Raw genomic sequence first — 15,252 nt, 5'->3', positions numbered from 1 at the left:
CGACATGGCATTGATCGAAGTTCAAGTCCCCGACATTGGCGACTTCAAGGACGTCGGCATCATCGAGATCCTGGTCAAGCCGGGTGACACGGTGAAGGCCGAGCAGAGCCTGATCACGGTCGAGTCCGACAAGGCCTCGATGGAGATCCCCTCGTCGCACGCCGGTGTGGTGCAGGCCATCCGGGTCGCCATCGGCGACAAGGTCAACCAGGGCAGCGTGATCCTGTCGCTGGAGGTGGCGGGTGCGGCGGTGGCGCCGACCCCGGCGGCCACGCCGGCGCCGGCCGCAGCTGCGCCCGTTGCTGCGCCGGTCACTGCGCCGGTCGGAGCGCCGGCACCCGCAGCCGTCGCCGGTCCTGCCGGCAGCTATGCCGGCGCGGCCGACGTCGACTGTGACCTGCTCGTGCTGGGTGCTGGCCCTGGCGGCTACTCAGCCGCCTTCCGGGCCGCCGACCTGGGCCTGAAGGTCGTCATCGTCGAGCGTTACGCCACGCTCGGAGGTGTCTGCCTCAACGTGGGCTGCATCCCGTCCAAGGCGCTGCTGCACGTGGCCGCGGTGATGGACGAGGTCAGCCACATGGCCGATCTGGGCGTGTCCTTTGGCGCACCGACCGTCAACGTCGACCAACTGCGCGGCCACAAGGAAAAGGTCATTGGCAAGCTGACCGGTGGCCTGGCGGCCATGGCCAAGATGCGCAAGGTCACCACCGTGCGCGGCATCGGCACCTTCCTCGACCCGTACCACGTGCAGGTGAGCGAGACGACCGGCACCGGCACCGAAGCCAGCGGCGGCAAGAAGGTCGTGAAGTTCAAGCACGCCATCATCGCGGCGGGCTCGCAGTCGGTGAAGCTGCCGTTCTTCCCGCAGGACGATCGCATCGTCGACTCGACCGGCGCGCTGGCCCTCAAGGGCGTGCCCAAGAAGATGCTGATCGTCGGCGGCGGCATCATCGGGCTGGAGATGGGCACGGTCTACAGCACGCTGGGCGCCCGCCTGGACGTGGTGGAGATGCTCGACGGCCTGATGCAGGGCGCCGACCGCGACCTCGTCAAGGTCTGGGAGAAGATGAACAAGGGCCGCTTCGACAAGATCATGTTGAAGACCAAGACCGTCGGTGCCGAGGCAACGCCCGAAGGCATCAAGGTCCAGTTCGAGGGCCTTGACGGCACCCGGTCCGAAGGCGTCTACGACCTGGTCCTGCAGGCGGTGGGCCGCAGCCCGAACGGCAAGAAGATCGGCGCGGACCAGGCCGGCGTCGCGGTGACCGACCGGGGCTTCATCCCGGTGGACATCCAGATGCGCACCAACGTCCCGCACATCTTCGCGATCGGCGACATCGTCGGCCAGCCCATGCTCGCCCACAAGGCGGTGCACGAGGCGCATGTGGCCGCCGAGGTCATCGCCGGCACGTTGCAGGGCAACAAGGAACTGGCGGCGGCGGCGTTCAACGCCCGGGTCATTCCGAGCGTGGCCTACACCGATCCGGAAGTGGCCTGGGTGGGCCTGACCGAGGACCAGGCCAAGGCCCAGGGCATCAAGGTCAAGAAGGGCCTGTTCCCGTGGTCGGCCTCTGGCCGTGCCATCGCCAACGGCCGCGATGAAGGCTTTACCAAGCTGCTGTTCGACGACTCGCCCGAGGCCCATGGCCACGGCAAGATCCTCGGCGGTGGCATGGTCGGCACCCACGCGGGCGACATGATTGGCGAGATCGCGCTGGCCATCGAGATGGGCGCGGACGCGGTCGACATCGGCAAGACCATCCACCCGCACCCGACGCTGGGCGAGAGCATCGGCATGGCCGCCGAGGTGGCGCACGGCTCCTGCACGGACCTGCCGCCCAGCAAGCGCTGATCGCCAGATCGCCGCTGCGACAGCCGCCCCGGTTCAGGCCGAGGGCGGTTTTTTCATGCTCAGGCCGCTTGTTTGGCCAGCCAGATCGCCAGCCCTTGCCCGTTGAGCCGGATGTCGATGTCCAGCCGTTCCGCGGCCGCGTCGTCGCTCAGGGGCGAGCCGGCGCGGCGGGCGGCGGACAGCAGGATCTGGCGCATCAGGGCGACCATCGCGGCCTCGCGCACCGCAGCGTCGGCGCCGGGGTGGGCGCGGGCCCAGGCCAGCGCGCCCTGTTCGAAGGCATCGACCTGTTCGAGGATCTGCGCAGCCAGCGCCGGCACGTTGCCAAGCCGGCCGTAGTGGGTCGGGTAGATCCAGTCCGGCGAAGCCGCCACCATGCGCGCGATCGACGAGCGCATCGCGTCGGGCTCGAACTGCACCGGCGTGCTGCTGGGCATGATGTAGACGCGGGGGGCGCCACCGGCGTGCAGCGGCGCGCCGTCGAGGTCGCGGTAGCTGATGCCGAAGGTGTCGCCGGTGAACCAGCCTCGGCTGGTCTCGTCCCAGATCGCGTGGTGGTGGCGGGCATGGCCGGGGCTGTCGATCAGGCGCAGCGCGCGGCTGCCGAGCATGACCGTCATCTCGTCGTGGCTCTCGGCCACGCGCGCCGCATCGATCGGCAGGATGTGGCCGTAGGTGCGCAGCACCTCCTCGGGCCCGTAGACCGCGCGGGCGCCTTCGACCAGGGCCAGCGGGTTGATCAGGTGGCGCGCGCCGCGCGGGTGGATCAGCGCCCGCGCCTGGGGCAGGTGGGCCATCAGCAGGCCGGCACCGCCGGCGTGGTCCAGGTGCACGTGGGTGGGGATGACCCAGTCGACCGCGTCGCGGCCCAGCCCGGCATGGTCCAGCGCGGCCAGCAGGCGCGGCACGGCGGCGTTGTGGCCGGTGTCGATGAAGGCGGCGCGGCCTTCCGGGCTGACGACCAGGTAGGCCGCGTCGAAGTCGGCACGGTGAAAGCCGGTGTCGACCACGGTGATGCCGTGGTCCAGCACCTGCAGGAAGGTTTCGGGGGACTCGGTCGAAGCAGTGATCAGGCTCATGGTCGTCGCATGCCGGCAAGGCGCTGGTTCAGGTCGGGCGCGATGATGCCAGCGGCCTGCGCGGTGGCCGCCAGCGTGAACGCTGCCCTTGAACTGGCGTGTGGATGCGGGGCTGTTGCGCCCCTGTGCCACGGGTGCCGCTGATACGATCGATTCGACGTGGCGGGCTTCGGTCTGGCTGTCGTCTTCACCTTCGTCTCGCGCCTGGAGCACCGCATGACCCGAACCGTCGTCCTCAGCCTGACCCTGATCGCGATGGTCGCGCCGGGTTGGGTGTGGGCCCAGTTCAAGGTGGTCGCGCCCGACGGCACGGTGACCTACACCGACCGCCAACCTGCCGATCGTGGCCTGAGGGTGCAGCCCTTGCGGCGCGACGGCTCGGCCACCGCCAGCAACGCGACGGTGCCCGAATTGCCGTTTGCCTTGCGCCAGGTGGTGGCGCGCTACCCCGTCACGCTCTACACCGCACCCGCCTGCGCCGCCTGTGACAGCGCCCGGGCGGCCCTGCGCAGCCGTGGCGTGCCTTACACCGAACGGGTCGCGGGCGACGACGAAGGTGTGCGCGAGCTGCGCCGGCTGGAGCAGACCACCGAAGTTCCGGTGCTGCGGCTGGGTCGTCAGCAGCTGGTGGGCTACACGCCCGACGAGTGGCAGGCGACGCTCGACGCGGCCGGCTACCCCCGCACGTCGACCCTGCCGTCGACCTGGCGTCCGCCGGTGCCCGAACCCTTGGCCGTGGCCCGCAGCGACGATGCGACGATCGCACCGCTCACGTCACCGTCGGCAACGTTCACGCCGATCGCGCCACTGGCCCCGGCCAACCCCGGCGCGGGCGGGATTCGTTTCTGATCCGAAGCAGTCTGCTGCCATCAGGCTCGCCATGCACCTATCCAACAGCCAGCAAAAAGCCCGCAGCAAGCGGGCTTTCGGGGCGGCGCGGCCAAGCCGGATCGATCAGGTTTGCGCGACCGAACTGGCGGTCTCCGCAGCGGCAACGGTGCCTGCTGCCGATCGGATGTTCTGCGCCAGCTTGCCCTTGGGGCCGTCGACCAGGTCGAAGTCGACCGAAGAGCCCTGCTTCAAGGTCCGGAAGCCGTCCATCTGGATGGCCGAGAAATGCGCGAAGACGTCTTCACCGCCGCCTTCTGGTTCGATGAACCCGAACCCCTTCACGTCGTTGAACCACTTGACGATGCCGCGTGCCATCTCTCGCTCCTCGTACCGGAATTTGTTTCAAGATTCTCGTTACCGCAAAACACCCTTGTCAACGCAGGAAAGACCCTGCCCGGGAACGTTTGCGCGGGTGCTTTTTGTGGGCATTCCGGACGCCAGCGGGCCGGCGTTGCGGCCGGTCTGCAGGACCATCGCCACGCTCAGGCATGGCCCGCAGGCCGTCTATAGAATGGGTTCATGACAGAGCGCAAGACTGACCCACCGCGTGTGCCGCCGTCCCCCGACGACGGCCAGGGCGCGGTCATTGCAGAGAAGCAGCAACAGCGCACGGAGCCCCCGCGCGTGTACCAAGTCCTGATGCTCAACGACGACTTCACGCCGATGGAGTTTGTCGTGATGGTGTTGCAGCAGTTCTTTCGTCACGACCTCGAGACCGCCACCCAGATCATGTTGAAGATTCATCATGAGGGCCGGGCGGTCTGTGGTGTCTATACCCAGGATGTCGCCGCCACGAAAGTGGAGATGGTGATGGCAGCCGCACGAAGGGCGGGTCATCCGCTGCAGTGCACGATGGAGGTCGCATGATCGCGCAAGAGTTGGAAGTCAGTCTGCACATGGCGTTCGTCGAGGCGCGCCAGCAGCGGCACGAGTTCATCACCGTCGAGCACCTGCTGCTCGCGCTGCTGGACAACCCGTCGGCGTCCGAGGTCCTCAAGGCCTGTGCCGCCAACATCGATGACCTGCGCAAGAGTCTTTCGCAGTTCATCAAGGAGAACACGCCCACGGTCGGGGGCACCGATGAGGTCGACACCCAGCCGACGCTGGGTTTCCAGCGTGTGATCCAGCGGGCGATCATGCATGTGCAGTCCACCGGCAACGGCAAGAAGGAAGTCACCGGCGCCAATGTGCTGGTGGCGATCTTCGGCGAGAAGGATTCGCACGCCGTCTACTACCTGCACCAGCAGGGTGTGACGCGCCTGGACGTCGTCAACTTCATCGCCCACGGCATCAAGAAGAGCGAGCCGCCCGAGCCCACCAAGGGCGGCGGCAGCGAGCCAACCGGCAACTCGTCGAGCGGCGAGGCCGACAAGGACGAGGGCGAGGGCAAGGGCTCGCCGCTGGACCAGTACACGCAGAACCTCAACCAGGCTGCGCGTGACGGCCGCATCGATCCGCTGATCGGCCGCGAGCACGAGGTCGAACGCGTCATCCAGGTGCTCTGCCGTCGTCGCAAGAACAACCCGCTGCTGGTCGGCGAGGCCGGCGTGGGCAAGACTGCCATCGCCGAGGGCCTGGCCTGGCGCATCACCCAGTCCGACGTGCCCGACGTGCTGGCCGAGTCCACCGTCTACTCGCTGGACATGGGCGCGCTGCTGGCTGGCACCAAGTACCGCGGCGACTTCGAACAGCGTCTGAAGGGCGTGCTCAAGCAGCTCAAGGAACACCCGCACGCGATCCTGTTCATCGACGAGATCCACACGCTGATCGGTGCCGGCGCGGCCTCGGGCGGCACGCTCGATGCGAGCAACCTGCTCAAGCCGGCGCTCAGCTCGGGCCAGATCAAGTGCATCGGTGCCACCACATTCACCGAGTACCGGGGCATCTTCGAGAAGGACGCGGCGTTGTCGCGGCGCTTCCAGAAGGTCGACGTGGTCGAGCCTTCGGTCGAGCAGACCATCGAGATTCTCAAGGGCCTGAAGTCGCGCTTCGAGGAGCACCACAGCGTCAAGTACGACCTGGGCGCGCTGCAGGCTGCGGCCGAGCTGTCGGCCAAGTTCATCAATGACCGCCACCTGCCCGACAAGGCGATCGACGTGATCGACGAGGCCGGTGCCGCGCAACGTGTGCTGCCCAAGAGCAAGCAGAAGAAGAAGATCACCCGCAACGAGGTCGAGGACATCGTCGCCAAGATCGCCCGCATCCCGCCGGCCAGCGTGTCCAGCGACGACCGCTCCAAGCTCAAGAGCCTGGACCGCGACCTCAAGAGCGTCGTGTTCGGCCAGGACCCGGCCATCGACGCGCTGTCCGGCGCGATCAAGATGGCGCGTTCCGGCCTGGGCAAGCCCGAGAAGCCGATCGGCGCCTTCCTGTTCAGCGGCCCGACGGGTGTGGGCAAGACCGAGGTTGCCAAGCAGCTGGCCTACATCCTGGGCATCGACCTGATCCGCTTCGACATGTCCGAGTACATGGAGCGCCACGCCGTCAGCCGCCTGATCGGTGCGCCTCCGGGCTATGTCGGCTTCGACCAGGGCGGCCTGCTGACCGAGGCGGTCACCAAGAAGCCGCACTGCGTGCTGCTGCTCGATGAGATCGAGAAGGCTCATCCGGATGTCTTCAACGTCCTGCTGCAGGTCATGGACCACGGCACGCTGACCGACAACAACGGGCGCAAGGCCGACTTCCGCAACGTCATCGTCATCATGACGACCAACGCGGGCGCCGAGACCATGCAGAAGGCCACCATCGGCTTCACGACGGCGCGCGAAAGCGGCGACGAGATGGGCGACATCAAGCGCATGTTCACGCCCGAGTTCCGCAACCGGCTCGATGCGATCGTCAGCTTCCGCGCGCTGGACGAGGAGATCATCCTGCGGGTGGTCGACAAGTTCTTGCTGCAGCTCGAGAGCCAGCTCGGCGAGAAGAAGGTCGAGGTCACCTTCACCGACGCGCTGCGCCAGCACCTGGGCAAGAAGGGCTTCGATCCGTTGATGGGCGCGCGCCCGATGCAGCGCCTGATCCAGGACACCATCCGCCGCGCGCTGGCCGACGAGTTGCTGTTCGGCCGTCTGACCGAAGGTGGCCGTCTGACGGTGGACATCGACGACAAGAGCGAGGTCACGCTCGACATCGAGCCGCGCAACAACAAGAGCGACAAGCCCAAGTCCGAGCCGGCGACCGCCTGATCGACGGACCGCGACCCCGCCCCGAAGCCCCGCCGTCGCGGGGCTTTTTTATGTCCGGGGCCGCAGGCTGCGGTGGGGTTGTGGCGGAAGGGAATGGGAGTCGAACCCACCCGGCGACGCATGGCGCCACCCACCGGGTTTGAAGCCCGGCCGACCCACCAGGGTCGTTTCCCCTCCTTGAATCCGATCTGTCCGGCGCACCCGAGGGTCAGGTCGCGCGGATCACCGCCGTGCGGGTCTGCCGGTCATCCCGGTCATCCCCGCTTTCCCGGTACAACTGGCTGTCCGCGCGCAGCCGGTGCACATCACCGACCCGTCGCAGCAGGCCGATGCGGTCGAGGCATTCGAGGATCTGGATCGCCCGCTTGCGGCCCAGCGACGTGGCGTCGCGGAACCGTGCGGCCGTGACCTCGCCGTCATGGGCGTGGGCGACCTCGCGGGCGATGGCGCAGAGTCTGGCCATCGTGGCCGGCGGGTAGTAGAGGTCTTTCACCACTTGCACCAGCTCGCCGCGCTGGGCGAGCCGGGCCAGCGTGACGCGCATCAAGGGCTCGGACTCCTTGGCATCACGCGCGAGGTCGCGCACCCAGGCGCCTTCGTAGCCTGCGGCGGCCAGGGCCGGGCTCACCTTCTGAGCCAGTCGTTCCTCGGTGGCTGAGAGCTGGATGCCGTGTTCGGGCAGGTGCACATAGGCACCCCGCACGAGCACCTGTGCAGCGGCCTGCAGGCCCGTCAGCAGGGCTCGGTAGAGCGGCTCGGGCAGGCGCGGCAGGGCCAGCCGGCGCAGCCGCGCGGTGTCCGGGCCGAGTTCTTCGGGATGACCGGCGTGGAAGCGCGACAGCGCGGCCAGCAGGGCCTGACGGGCCGCCTCGGACTGGCTCGAACCCAGGGCCCAGCCGTCGTGGCTGTGTGTGGTCGACGGCTTGTGGGGCCGCGCCTGCAAGGCGCTCAGCGGCTGACCTTGCGCAGCGGCCAGGCGGTTCAGGTCGACGCCGTTCGGTGCCGCGTCGATCAGCGCGGCCACCCGCTCGTCCAGCGTCGGCAAGGCCAGCGCCGCCAGTTCTGCCAGGCGCTGCGGTGTGCGCCGATAGCGCGTGGGCGCATGGGGGTCGAGCACGATGCCGCCGGCCAGCGTGCGGCTGGCCGAGGCGTCGCGCAGCACGACGCGGTCGCCATGCCAGGCGCCGACCGGGCTGCGCAGGATCAGCTGGACCCGCGCGGTCGCACCGGGCATCAAGCGATCGGTGGCAGGTCCCGGATCGCCAGAAACCCCGTGTTCATCGAGGATCGCGACCGTGCCCGGCATGTCGATCGCGCCGATGTGCACATGCACCGGTGTGCCGCTGCGCAGCGGCTTGGCCTCGTCGTGCCAGAGCGTCAAGCTCGCATCGAGCCGGTCGGTGGCCAGCGCAGCGGCAGGTGCCACGATCCACTGGCCGCGGCCGATCTCGTCCTTGGCCAGGCCGACCAGGCCGACCGCGCAGCGCTGGCCGGCCTCGGCGCGTTCGACCACGCGGTTCTGCGCGTGCAGGCTGCGCACCCGCACACGCTGCCCACCGGGCATGCGAACGAGTTCATCACCGACCGCGACGCTGCCGGCATGCACCGTGCCGGTGACGACCGTGCCGACGCCGTCGAGCGTGAAGGCCCGGTCGATCGCCAGCCGGAACGCCCCATCGCCACGGTCGTTGCGGCCGGCATGGGCCCGTGCAGCGGCCCAGAGCCGCTCGCGCAGCTCGGTCAACCCCAGGCCGCTGTGGGCCGACACCGCGAGCACCGGCGCGTCGGCCAGCGAGCTGCCCTGCACCAGTGCAAGGGCTTCGGCGCGCACGGCGGCGAGCCGCTCGGCGTCGACCCGATCGGCCTTGGTGATGACCACGGCGCCCTCGCGAAGACCCAGCAGGGACAGCACCGCCAGATGCTCGCGGGTCTGCGGCATCACGCCGTCGTCGGCAGCGACGAGCAGCAAGGCATGGTCGATGCCGGTCGCACCGGCCAGCATCGTGTGGACCAGCCGTTCGTGGCCGGGCACATCGATGAAGCCGATGCGCGGTGCTGTGTGCCCGTCGACCTCGGGCACATCGAGGAAGGCGTAGCCCAGCTCGATGCTGATGCCGCGCTTCTTCTCTTCGGGCAGGCGGTCGGTGTCGACGCCGGTCAGCGCCTTCACCAGCGTGGTCTTGCCGTGGTCGATGTGGCCGGCGGTGCCGACGATCATGGGGGTCTCCGGATGAAGGTGGGCGTGGGCTCAGGTGCTGAGTTCGCGTGCGCTGATCGTGTACTTGAAGCTGTCGGGTGAGGACTCGTCGAAACGGCCGCTGGCATTCTCGCCATTGGGATACATCAGGAAGGACTTGGTGCCACGGTCGGCACTGCCCGGCAGGACGAGGTCATTGACGGTGTTCCAGCCCACCCAGTTGCCTTCCCAGCTGCCAAACAGCCCCTTCATCACGGGCGCGACGATCGGGTGTGCAGGGTCCTTGATCCACTCGGCCGTTTCCTGGCGCATGACCTTGAGCACATCGGCCGGGTCCATGGCCACCCAGCCCGTGCCGGTGAGGTAGACCTCGGCACGGCAATGCTGGGCACCTTTGAGATTGGCCGGATTCCCGCCCAGTTCCTTGTAGCCAAAGGCGGACGGCACCAGACGCAGCCCGTAGACATCGCGCGCCGGCACACCCACCGCACGGCACAGGCCGACGAAGATCGCGTTCAGGTCAGCGCATTTGCCGCCCAGGTTGCCGGTCTCCAGCATGGCCTGGATGTCGCCGGTGCCGCAGCCGCGCGTCTTGGGCTCGCGCCAGCTGTTGGCAATCACCCAGCTGTAGAGCGCGCGAACCTTGTCCACATCGGTCGTGGCGCCCTTGGTGGCTTCCAGCGCCGTCTTGCGCACGATGCCGTCGAGCGGCTTGAGTTCGGTGGGCTGCAGATTGGCCTTGAGCACGGCGGGATCTTCGGCCTGCCCCGCGCGAGCGTTCCAGTCGACCGCGCGGTTGCGGGTGCGCAGCGTGCTGGTCAGCGTGACGGTCGGCTGGGCGTTGCTGGCGGCGAAGGTGGCGTGCAGCATCTGGACGCCATGCTTCGATTCGCGCGTCAGGCCGATCGTGTCGGCATTGCCGCTCCAGCGGTTGTCGACCGACTGCTGGTAGTCGGAGGTGATGTCGGGGATGGGCAGCCACAGCTGCGTCGCTCCTTGAACGTCGGCCACCTGGACGGTGGTCGTGACTTCGAAGGTGCGCCAGCCGGCGATCTGCGGTTCGAAGCGGCGCTCGGCGGCCTGGGCGCGGGCAAGGCCGGGCACGAACAGGGGTGCGGCCAAGGCTGCGCCGGTGGAAAGCAGGGTGCGGCGGTCCAGTCGGGTGTGTTTCATGGTGTTGACTCCAGGGTGATGAGGGGGAGGTCCGTCAAGTTGACGGTGCAGCGGGCTGAAGGATGGTGGTTGCGGTGTGTGGCGATTCAGAGCATGTCGCGCAGCCAGCGACGCGGTGCCGAACCGGCCCAATCGAGTTCGCCGATGACGCTGAAGGCGGCGCGACCCTGCCGATCGACCACCACGGTGGTCGGGAACACCCGAGCCGTCCATGCGCGCGAGGCGGCGCCGTCGCGGTCTCGCAGCACGGGCAGGGTCAGCGGATCGGCGGCCAGGTAGCGCCGCAGGGTGGCGTCGGTCTCGCGGTGGTTGACGGTGATGACCTGCACGCGGTCATCGACATGGCGCTGCGCCAGCAGCTCCAGCGATGGCAGTTCCTCGCGGCAGGGCTCGCACCAGGTGGCCCAGAAATTGATGATGACAACCTGCCCGCGGGCATCGGCCAATCGCCAGACCGGGCCTTCCCAGGTGGGCAGTTCGAGGGTTGGCGTGGGCAGTGCGGGTGGCCAGGGCGTTCGGTGTGCGCCGGGCGGGTCGGTCTCAAGCGCTGCGGCTGGCACAGCGTCGGGCAGGGTGGAGGCGGTCAGCAGCGCGAAACCCAGATGCAGCAGGCGGCGCCGGTCGGGCGTCGGGACTGCATCGGCTCCCGCCGGACCGGCGAGGAACGGATGTTCAGGGTTCATGGTTTGGGTTCGGTACTTGGCCTGTCAGGATGGTGGGGACTCGGCTCGCCTCAGGCCAGGCGATCCGGAAGCAGCGGCAGCTGGGCCGCAAAAGGGAAGTGATTCTCGATGCAGCGCAGGTCCAGCAGCAGGCGGTCCTCGGTGATGCGTCCGATCACTGGGCGGGGCAGCGTGCGCAGCGCGGTGGCGAGTTCGTCCAGGGCACGACCGGCACCTTTCTTCTGGATCGGCGCGATGGCCAAGCCAGCCGATGGCAGGCGGTCGATGGGCAACGAGCCCGAGCCGATCTGGCCCAGCAGGTCGTCGACCACTTGCACCGAGTAGCGCGGCGCGACGGCGCGTTCGACGTCTGCGTGCAGGGCGTTTGCCGTCGCCAGGATGTCGGCCAGCGGACGGGTCAGCAGGCGCAGCGTGGGCAGGTCGCGGGCCAGGCGCTCCGGGCGCAGGTACAGGCGCAACGTGGCCTCCAGCGCGGCCAGGGGCAGCTTGCTCATGCGCAGCGCCCGCTTCATCGGGTGCTTTCGAATGCGATCGACCAGCGCCCGCTCGCCGACGATCAAGCCCGCCTGTGGCCCGCCCAGCAGTTTGTCGCCGCTGAAGGTGACGAGCTGGCAGCCGGCGGCCAGTTGTTCCTGCGGCATGGGCTCGCGCGGCAGACCGTGGGCCGACAGGTCGATCAGCGAGCCCGCGCCCAGGTCGCTGACCAGCGGCAGGCCGTGGCGACGGGCGATGCCGGCCAGCGTGGCCTCGTCGACCGAGGCGGTGAAGCCCTGCACCTGGTAGTTGCTGGTGTGGATCTTCATCAGCAAGGCGCTGCGCTCGCCGATGGCGTTCTCGTAGTCGCGCGGGTGGGTGCGGTTGGTGGTGCCGACCTCGACCAGCCGGGCGCCGGCAGCGGTCATCACATCGGGGATGCGGAAGGCGCCGCCGATCTCGACCAGCTCGCCGCGCGAGACGATGACCTCGCGGTCTCGCGCCAAGGCCGCGAGGCTCAGCAGCACGGCCGCCGCGTTGTTGTTGACGACGGTGGCGGCCTCGGCGCCGGTCAGCTGACACAGCAGGCCCTCGACCAGGCTGTCGCGGTCGCCCCGACCGCCGCTGGCCAGGTCGTATTCGAGGTTGTTGGGACTGCCCATCAGCGCCATCACCTGCTGCAGCGCCGCGTCGGCCAGCAGGGCGCGGCCGAGGTTGGTGTGGATGACGGTGCCGGTGCAGTTGAAGACCGCTCGCATGGCCGGCGCCAACGTGGCGTCGATGCGATGCCGCAAGGCGCCGACCAGCGCGGCCGATGCGATGTCGGCGCGGTCGAGCGAGCCGGTGAGTGCCTGCGCACGCAAGCCGTCCAGCAGCATGCGTGCCTGGCCGGCCACCAGTGTGTGGCCGTGTTCGGCCAGCAGCGCGGTCACGTCGGGCAGACGCAGCAGCCGGTCGACGGCGGGGAGGTCCTTGGGGCCGGCTGGCTCAGAGGCTGAGCCTGTCTCGCCGGGGGCCTTGGAACCGTGAACCACGGATTCGTCGGGCCGCGCCATCACGCGCCTCCGGGATCGGGTGGCGTGCCGCCGGGGTCGGTGCCGTCGTCTGGCTCGCCGAACAGCAGCATCAGGTTCAGGCCATGGCGCTGCAGACCGGTCTCGGCGACCAGCAGGTCCAGCGTGATCGAGGCCAGATCGTCGGCCACCGGATCGACCGACGGGTCGCGGTCGGTGTGCATGATCTTGAGGTAGTGGCCGCAGTCGTCACAGGTCTCGGCCTGAATGGCGGCCTGGGCGGCGCGGGCCGAGCGGGCGGCGGCTTCGTCCTCGTCCAGGTCGGCGGCCAGTTCGGCGGTGTCCAGCGACTGGAAAGCGATGGACTTGCCACTGCCGCAGTGGGCGCACTGGATGCGCACCCGGTGCCATTCGGTGTTGCACAGGCCGCAGTGCAGGTAGCGCTGGCCCAGCGATTCGCCCTCGCTGCGGGTGATGCTGGCCACCGGCCGGCTGCCGCAGCAGGGGCAGACGCCGCTAGCGTCGTCGTCAGGTCGGCCGAAGGGTTGACCGCCGCCGATGTGCTGGCGTTGGACCTCCAGCACGAGATGGGTCCAGTAGACCTGCAAGGCGGCGGCGATCAGCGGCGCGCTCGCCAGGTCCAGACCGCGCATCAGCCCGGTCAGCAGCCGATCGGCTTGGTGTTCGAGGTGATCGCCTCCTGCGGCCAGCAGGCCGTCCAGCACCGCCTGCACCGGAGCCGGTGCGGTGGGTCGCAGGCCGCTGCAGATTTGGCGCAGCGCAGCCTGCCAGGCGGGGTCACGCGGCCAGTCCAGCGTCGACAGCGGCGGCTCGCCGCGCTGCGAGGCGCGGTCCAGCGCGGCGGCGTCGGGCAGCGGCACGGTGGTCGGGAAGTCCTGCAGGGCCTGGTGCTGGGCCAGGGCAAGGTCGGCCATGAAGGCGAGGAAATCGCCCATGGCGTGGCCACGAGCGAGTTGGCGCAGGCGCATGGCGCGCTCGGCGAACAGCGTCTGGCGTTGCGGCCAGCGGAAGTAGGGCGTCTCGCCGGCAGCGCGCGAGGCGATCTCTTCCGGGGTCATCACGCGGACCGTGGCGGTCGCTGTCATCGGGCGGGTTCCTTGGAACGACGGGGTGAAGGCAATCAGGTCGCAGAAGCGATCAGGCCGGGATTCTGTCTCGTCAAGACGGTCCCGGCCTGGGTGGAAAGACCGATGGCGCGTCAGCGGCGACGCGTCATTTCCTCATGCCACAGCGGGTGGTTCAACCGCGCCCAGTTCTCGGTCACGGTGCCGCGCGTCATCGCCCGGACGGTGCCCTTGACCCAGATCGCGGCGTAGACGTGCACGATCACCGACAGCACCAGCACGATCGCCGACACAGAGTGCAGCAGCACCGCGATGCGCAACACGTCGATCGGGAACAGCGGCGCGAACCACGGACGCCAGAACATCACGCCCGTGATCACCAGCACCGCGAGGCTGATCGACATGGCCCAGAACACCCGCTTCTGGCCGGCGTTGTACTTGCCGACCGGAGGCAGGTTGGCCTTGTTGCCGCGCAGCATCTCGCCCATGTGCTTGGACCACTCCTTGTCGGCGGCGGTCATCACGTTCTCTCGCCACAGCCTCACGAACAGGCCCAGGAAGGACACCACCATCAGCAGCCCCATGAAGGGGTGCAGGATGCGCGTCCAGGGCCCGCCCCCGAAGAGGTGGGTGAAGAAGAACAGGCTGGGGTGGAAGAAGGCCAGGCCCGACAGCCCGGCCAGCACGAACATCAGGGCGATGAACCAGTGGTTCATGCGCTCCGAGTCGCCATAGCGTTGCAGCAGACGGCTCATGACTTCTCCTCTTCCGACTCGATCGGACCGACCTTCATGTAGTGGAAGAAGCCGGCCACCATCGCGCCAACCATGCCCGCGACCGCCAGCGGCTTGGCGATGCCCTTCCAGACCGACACCATCGGGTTGATCGACGGGTTGGCCGGCAGGTCTTCCAGCTCGGGCTTGTCGGCATGCTTGAGCACGTACATGACGTGCGTGCCGCCGACGCCTTGCGGGTTGTAGAGACCCGCGTTCTGGAAGCCACGCTCCTTCAACTCACCGGCACGCTTCTCGCCATACGCCACCATGTCTTCCTTGGTGCCGAAGCCGATCGCGCCCGTCGGGCAGGTCTTGACGCAGGCCGGTTCCAGGCCCACGCCGACCCGGTCCGAACACAGCGTGCACTTGTAGGCCTTGTTGTCGGCCGCGCTGATGCGTGGCACGTCAAACGGGCAGCCCTTGATGCAGTAGCCGCAGCCGATGCAGTTTTCGCTGATGAAGTCAACGATACCGTTGCTGTACTTGACGATCGCGCCGGGTGAAGGACAGGCCTTCAGGCACCCCGGGTCCTCGCAGTGCATGCAGCCGTCCTTGCGGATCAGCCATTCGAGGCTGCCGTTCTCGGGCTCGACCTCGAAGAACTTCATCACCGTCCAGCTGCTGGCCGTCAGGTCGCTGGGGTTGTCGTACACGCCGATGTTGGTGCCGATGTCGTCGCGCAGGTCGTTCCAGTTCATGCAAGCCACTTGGCAGGCCTTGCAGCCGATGCACTTGGACTCGTCGATGAGCTTGGCGACCTGAGGGGCGTTGGTCCGCACCTGGGGCGTCGGGGACGTGGTGGCAGAACGGGCCACCACGTCCTGGGATTGCAGGCTGGCCATGG

General features: G+C 68.5%; 13 protein-coding genes and 1 tRNA gene. 4 read left to right on the top strand and 10 right to left on the bottom strand.

From position 1 onward, the window contains the following. Positions 1–4 precede the first annotated feature (4 nt). On the top strand, positions 5–1,852 hold the full coding sequence (gene lpdA / locus EV685_RS03175; RefSeq protein WP_130480504.1) for a dihydrolipoyl dehydrogenase: 1,848 nt from the start codon (positions 5–7) through the stop codon (positions 1,850–1,852). Positions 1,853–1,911: 59 nt separating this feature from the next. On the opposite strand, the gene EV685_RS03170 is transcribed toward lpdA, so the two are convergent. Further along, a complete protein-coding gene (locus tag EV685_RS03170) occupies positions 1,912–2,931 on the bottom strand; it encodes an MBL fold metallo-hydrolase (protein WP_130480503.1) in 1,020 nt (339 codons plus the stop codon). A gap of 216 nt (positions 2,932–3,147) precedes the next feature. On the opposite strand from EV685_RS03170, the gene EV685_RS03165 reads away from it, so the two are divergent. After that, the gene (locus EV685_RS03165; protein ID WP_130480502.1) at positions 3,148–3,780 is read left to right on the top strand and encodes a glutaredoxin family protein; all 633 of its coding nucleotides are present in this window, start codon (positions 3,148–3,150) and stop codon (positions 3,778–3,780) included. Positions 3,781–3,885: 105 nt separating this feature from the next. Here EV685_RS03165 and EV685_RS03160 read toward each other — a convergent pair whose 3' ends face one another. After that, entirely contained in the window at positions 3,886–4,137 is a 252-nt protein-coding gene (locus tag EV685_RS03160) for a cold shock domain-containing protein (protein WP_130480501.1), read from the bottom strand. Between the two features lie 204 nt (positions 4,138–4,341). Between EV685_RS03160 and clpS the strand changes: the two genes are divergently transcribed. Together clpS and clpA are read left to right on the top strand one after the other, a co-directional pair. Further along, positions 4,342–4,689: an ATP-dependent Clp protease adapter ClpS gene (gene clpS / locus EV685_RS03155; protein ID WP_130480500.1), complete on the top strand. Its 348-nt coding sequence runs from the start codon at positions 4,342–4,344 to the stop codon at positions 4,687–4,689. Further along, positions 4,686–7,007 (top strand): ATP-dependent Clp protease ATP-binding subunit ClpA, encoded by a 2,322-nt coding sequence (gene clpA, locus EV685_RS03150; RefSeq protein ID WP_130480499.1) that lies wholly within the window; start codon positions 4,686–4,688, stop codon positions 7,005–7,007. Before clpS ends, clpA begins: the two co-directional genes overlap by 4 nt. Positions 7,008–7,088: 81 nt before the next feature. On the opposite strand, the gene EV685_RS03145 is transcribed toward clpA, so the two are convergent. From EV685_RS03145 to fdxH, 8 genes are all read right to left on the bottom strand, one after another. Further along, a tRNA-Sec gene (locus EV685_RS03145) sits at positions 7,089–7,184 on the bottom strand. Positions 7,185–7,215: 31 nt separating this feature from the next. After that, on the bottom strand, positions 7,216–9,225 hold the full coding sequence (gene selB / locus EV685_RS03140) for a selenocysteine-specific translation elongation factor (protein ID WP_130480498.1): 2,010 nt from the start codon (positions 9,223–9,225) through the stop codon (positions 7,216–7,218). 30 nt (positions 9,226–9,255) lie between these two features. Beyond that, positions 9,256–10,377 carry a transglutaminase-like domain-containing protein gene (locus tag EV685_RS03135; protein WP_130480497.1) on the bottom strand — a complete coding sequence of 374 codons (1,122 nt, stop codon included), beginning with the start codon at positions 10,375–10,377 and terminating at the stop codon, positions 9,256–9,258. An 86-nt stretch (positions 10,378–10,463) separates the two neighbouring features. Next, positions 10,464–11,060 (bottom strand): TlpA disulfide reductase family protein, encoded by a 597-nt coding sequence (locus EV685_RS03130; protein WP_130480496.1) that lies wholly within the window; start codon positions 11,058–11,060, stop codon positions 10,464–10,466. Positions 11,061–11,110: 50 nt separating this feature from the next. Further along, positions 11,111–12,589 carry an L-seryl-tRNA(Sec) selenium transferase gene (selA, locus tag EV685_RS03125; protein WP_130480495.1) on the bottom strand — a complete coding sequence of 493 codons (1,479 nt, stop codon included), beginning with the start codon at positions 12,587–12,589 and terminating at the stop codon, positions 11,111–11,113. Further along, positions 12,589–13,653, bottom strand: a complete 1,065-nt coding sequence (fdhE, locus tag EV685_RS03120) for a formate dehydrogenase accessory protein FdhE (protein WP_130480494.1) — start codon at positions 13,651–13,653, stop codon at positions 12,589–12,591. Before fdhE ends, selA begins: the two co-directional genes overlap by 1 nt. A gap of 113 nt (positions 13,654–13,766) precedes the next feature. Beyond that, positions 13,767–14,387, bottom strand: a complete 621-nt coding sequence (locus EV685_RS03115) for a formate dehydrogenase subunit gamma (protein ID WP_130480493.1) — start codon at positions 14,385–14,387, stop codon at positions 13,767–13,769. Further along, complete coding sequence (gene fdxH, locus EV685_RS03110; RefSeq protein ID WP_130480492.1) at positions 14,384–15,250, bottom strand: formate dehydrogenase subunit beta; 867 nt, start codon at positions 15,248–15,250, stop codon at positions 14,384–14,386. Before fdxH ends, EV685_RS03115 begins: the two co-directional genes overlap by 4 nt. Positions 15,251–15,252: the final 2 nt, after the last annotated feature.

This window comes from Sphaerotilus mobilis (genome assembly GCF_004216565.1).
Taxonomy (GTDB): Bacteria; Pseudomonadota; Gammaproteobacteria; order Burkholderiales; family Burkholderiaceae_C; genus Sphaerotilus; species Sphaerotilus mobilis.
Note: the sequence above shows the minus strand (reverse complement) of the source record. Positions and strands in the feature narration are given on the sequence as shown.

What these genes read in the sequence shown, in the direction of transcription:
- lpdA (WP_130480504.1), top strand. Translation starts at nt 5, where the DNA reads ATGGCATTGATCGAAGTTCAAGTCCCCGACATTGGCGACTTCAAGGAC.
- EV685_RS03170 (WP_130480503.1), bottom strand. Translation starts at nt 2,931, where the DNA reads ATGAGCCTGATCACTGCTTCGACCGAGTCCCCCGAAACCTTCCTGCAG.
- EV685_RS03165 (WP_130480502.1), top strand. Translation starts at nt 3,148, where the DNA reads ATGACCCGAACCGTCGTCCTCAGCCTGACCCTGATCGCGATGGTCGCG.
- EV685_RS03160 (WP_130480501.1), bottom strand. Translation starts at nt 4,137, where the DNA reads ATGGCACGCGGCATCGTCAAGTGGTTCAACGACGTGAAGGGGTTCGGG.
- clpS (WP_130480500.1), top strand. Translation starts at nt 4,342, where the DNA reads ATGACAGAGCGCAAGACTGACCCACCGCGTGTGCCGCCGTCCCCCGAC.
- clpA (WP_130480499.1), top strand. Translation starts at nt 4,686, where the DNA reads ATGATCGCGCAAGAGTTGGAAGTCAGTCTGCACATGGCGTTCGTCGAG.
- selB (WP_130480498.1), bottom strand. Translation starts at nt 9,225, where the DNA reads ATGATCGTCGGCACCGCCGGCCACATCGACCACGGCAAGACCACGCTG.
- EV685_RS03135 (WP_130480497.1), bottom strand. Translation starts at nt 10,377, where the DNA reads ATGAAACACACCCGACTGGACCGCCGCACCCTGCTTTCCACCGGCGCA.
- EV685_RS03130 (WP_130480496.1), bottom strand. Translation starts at nt 11,060, where the DNA reads ATGAACCCTGAACATCCGTTCCTCGCCGGTCCGGCGGGAGCCGATGCA.
- selA (WP_130480495.1), bottom strand. Translation starts at nt 12,589, where the DNA reads ATGGCGCGGCCCGACGAATCCGTGGTTCACGGTTCCAAGGCCCCCGGC.
- fdhE (WP_130480494.1), bottom strand. Translation starts at nt 13,653, where the DNA reads ATGACAGCGACCGCCACGGTCCGCGTGATGACCCCGGAAGAGATCGCC.
- EV685_RS03115 (WP_130480493.1), bottom strand. Translation starts at nt 14,387, where the DNA reads ATGAGCCGTCTGCTGCAACGCTATGGCGACTCGGAGCGCATGAACCAC.
- fdxH (WP_130480492.1), bottom strand. Translation starts at nt 15,250, where the DNA reads ATGGCCAGCCTGCAATCCCAGGACGTGGTGGCCCGTTCTGCCACCACG.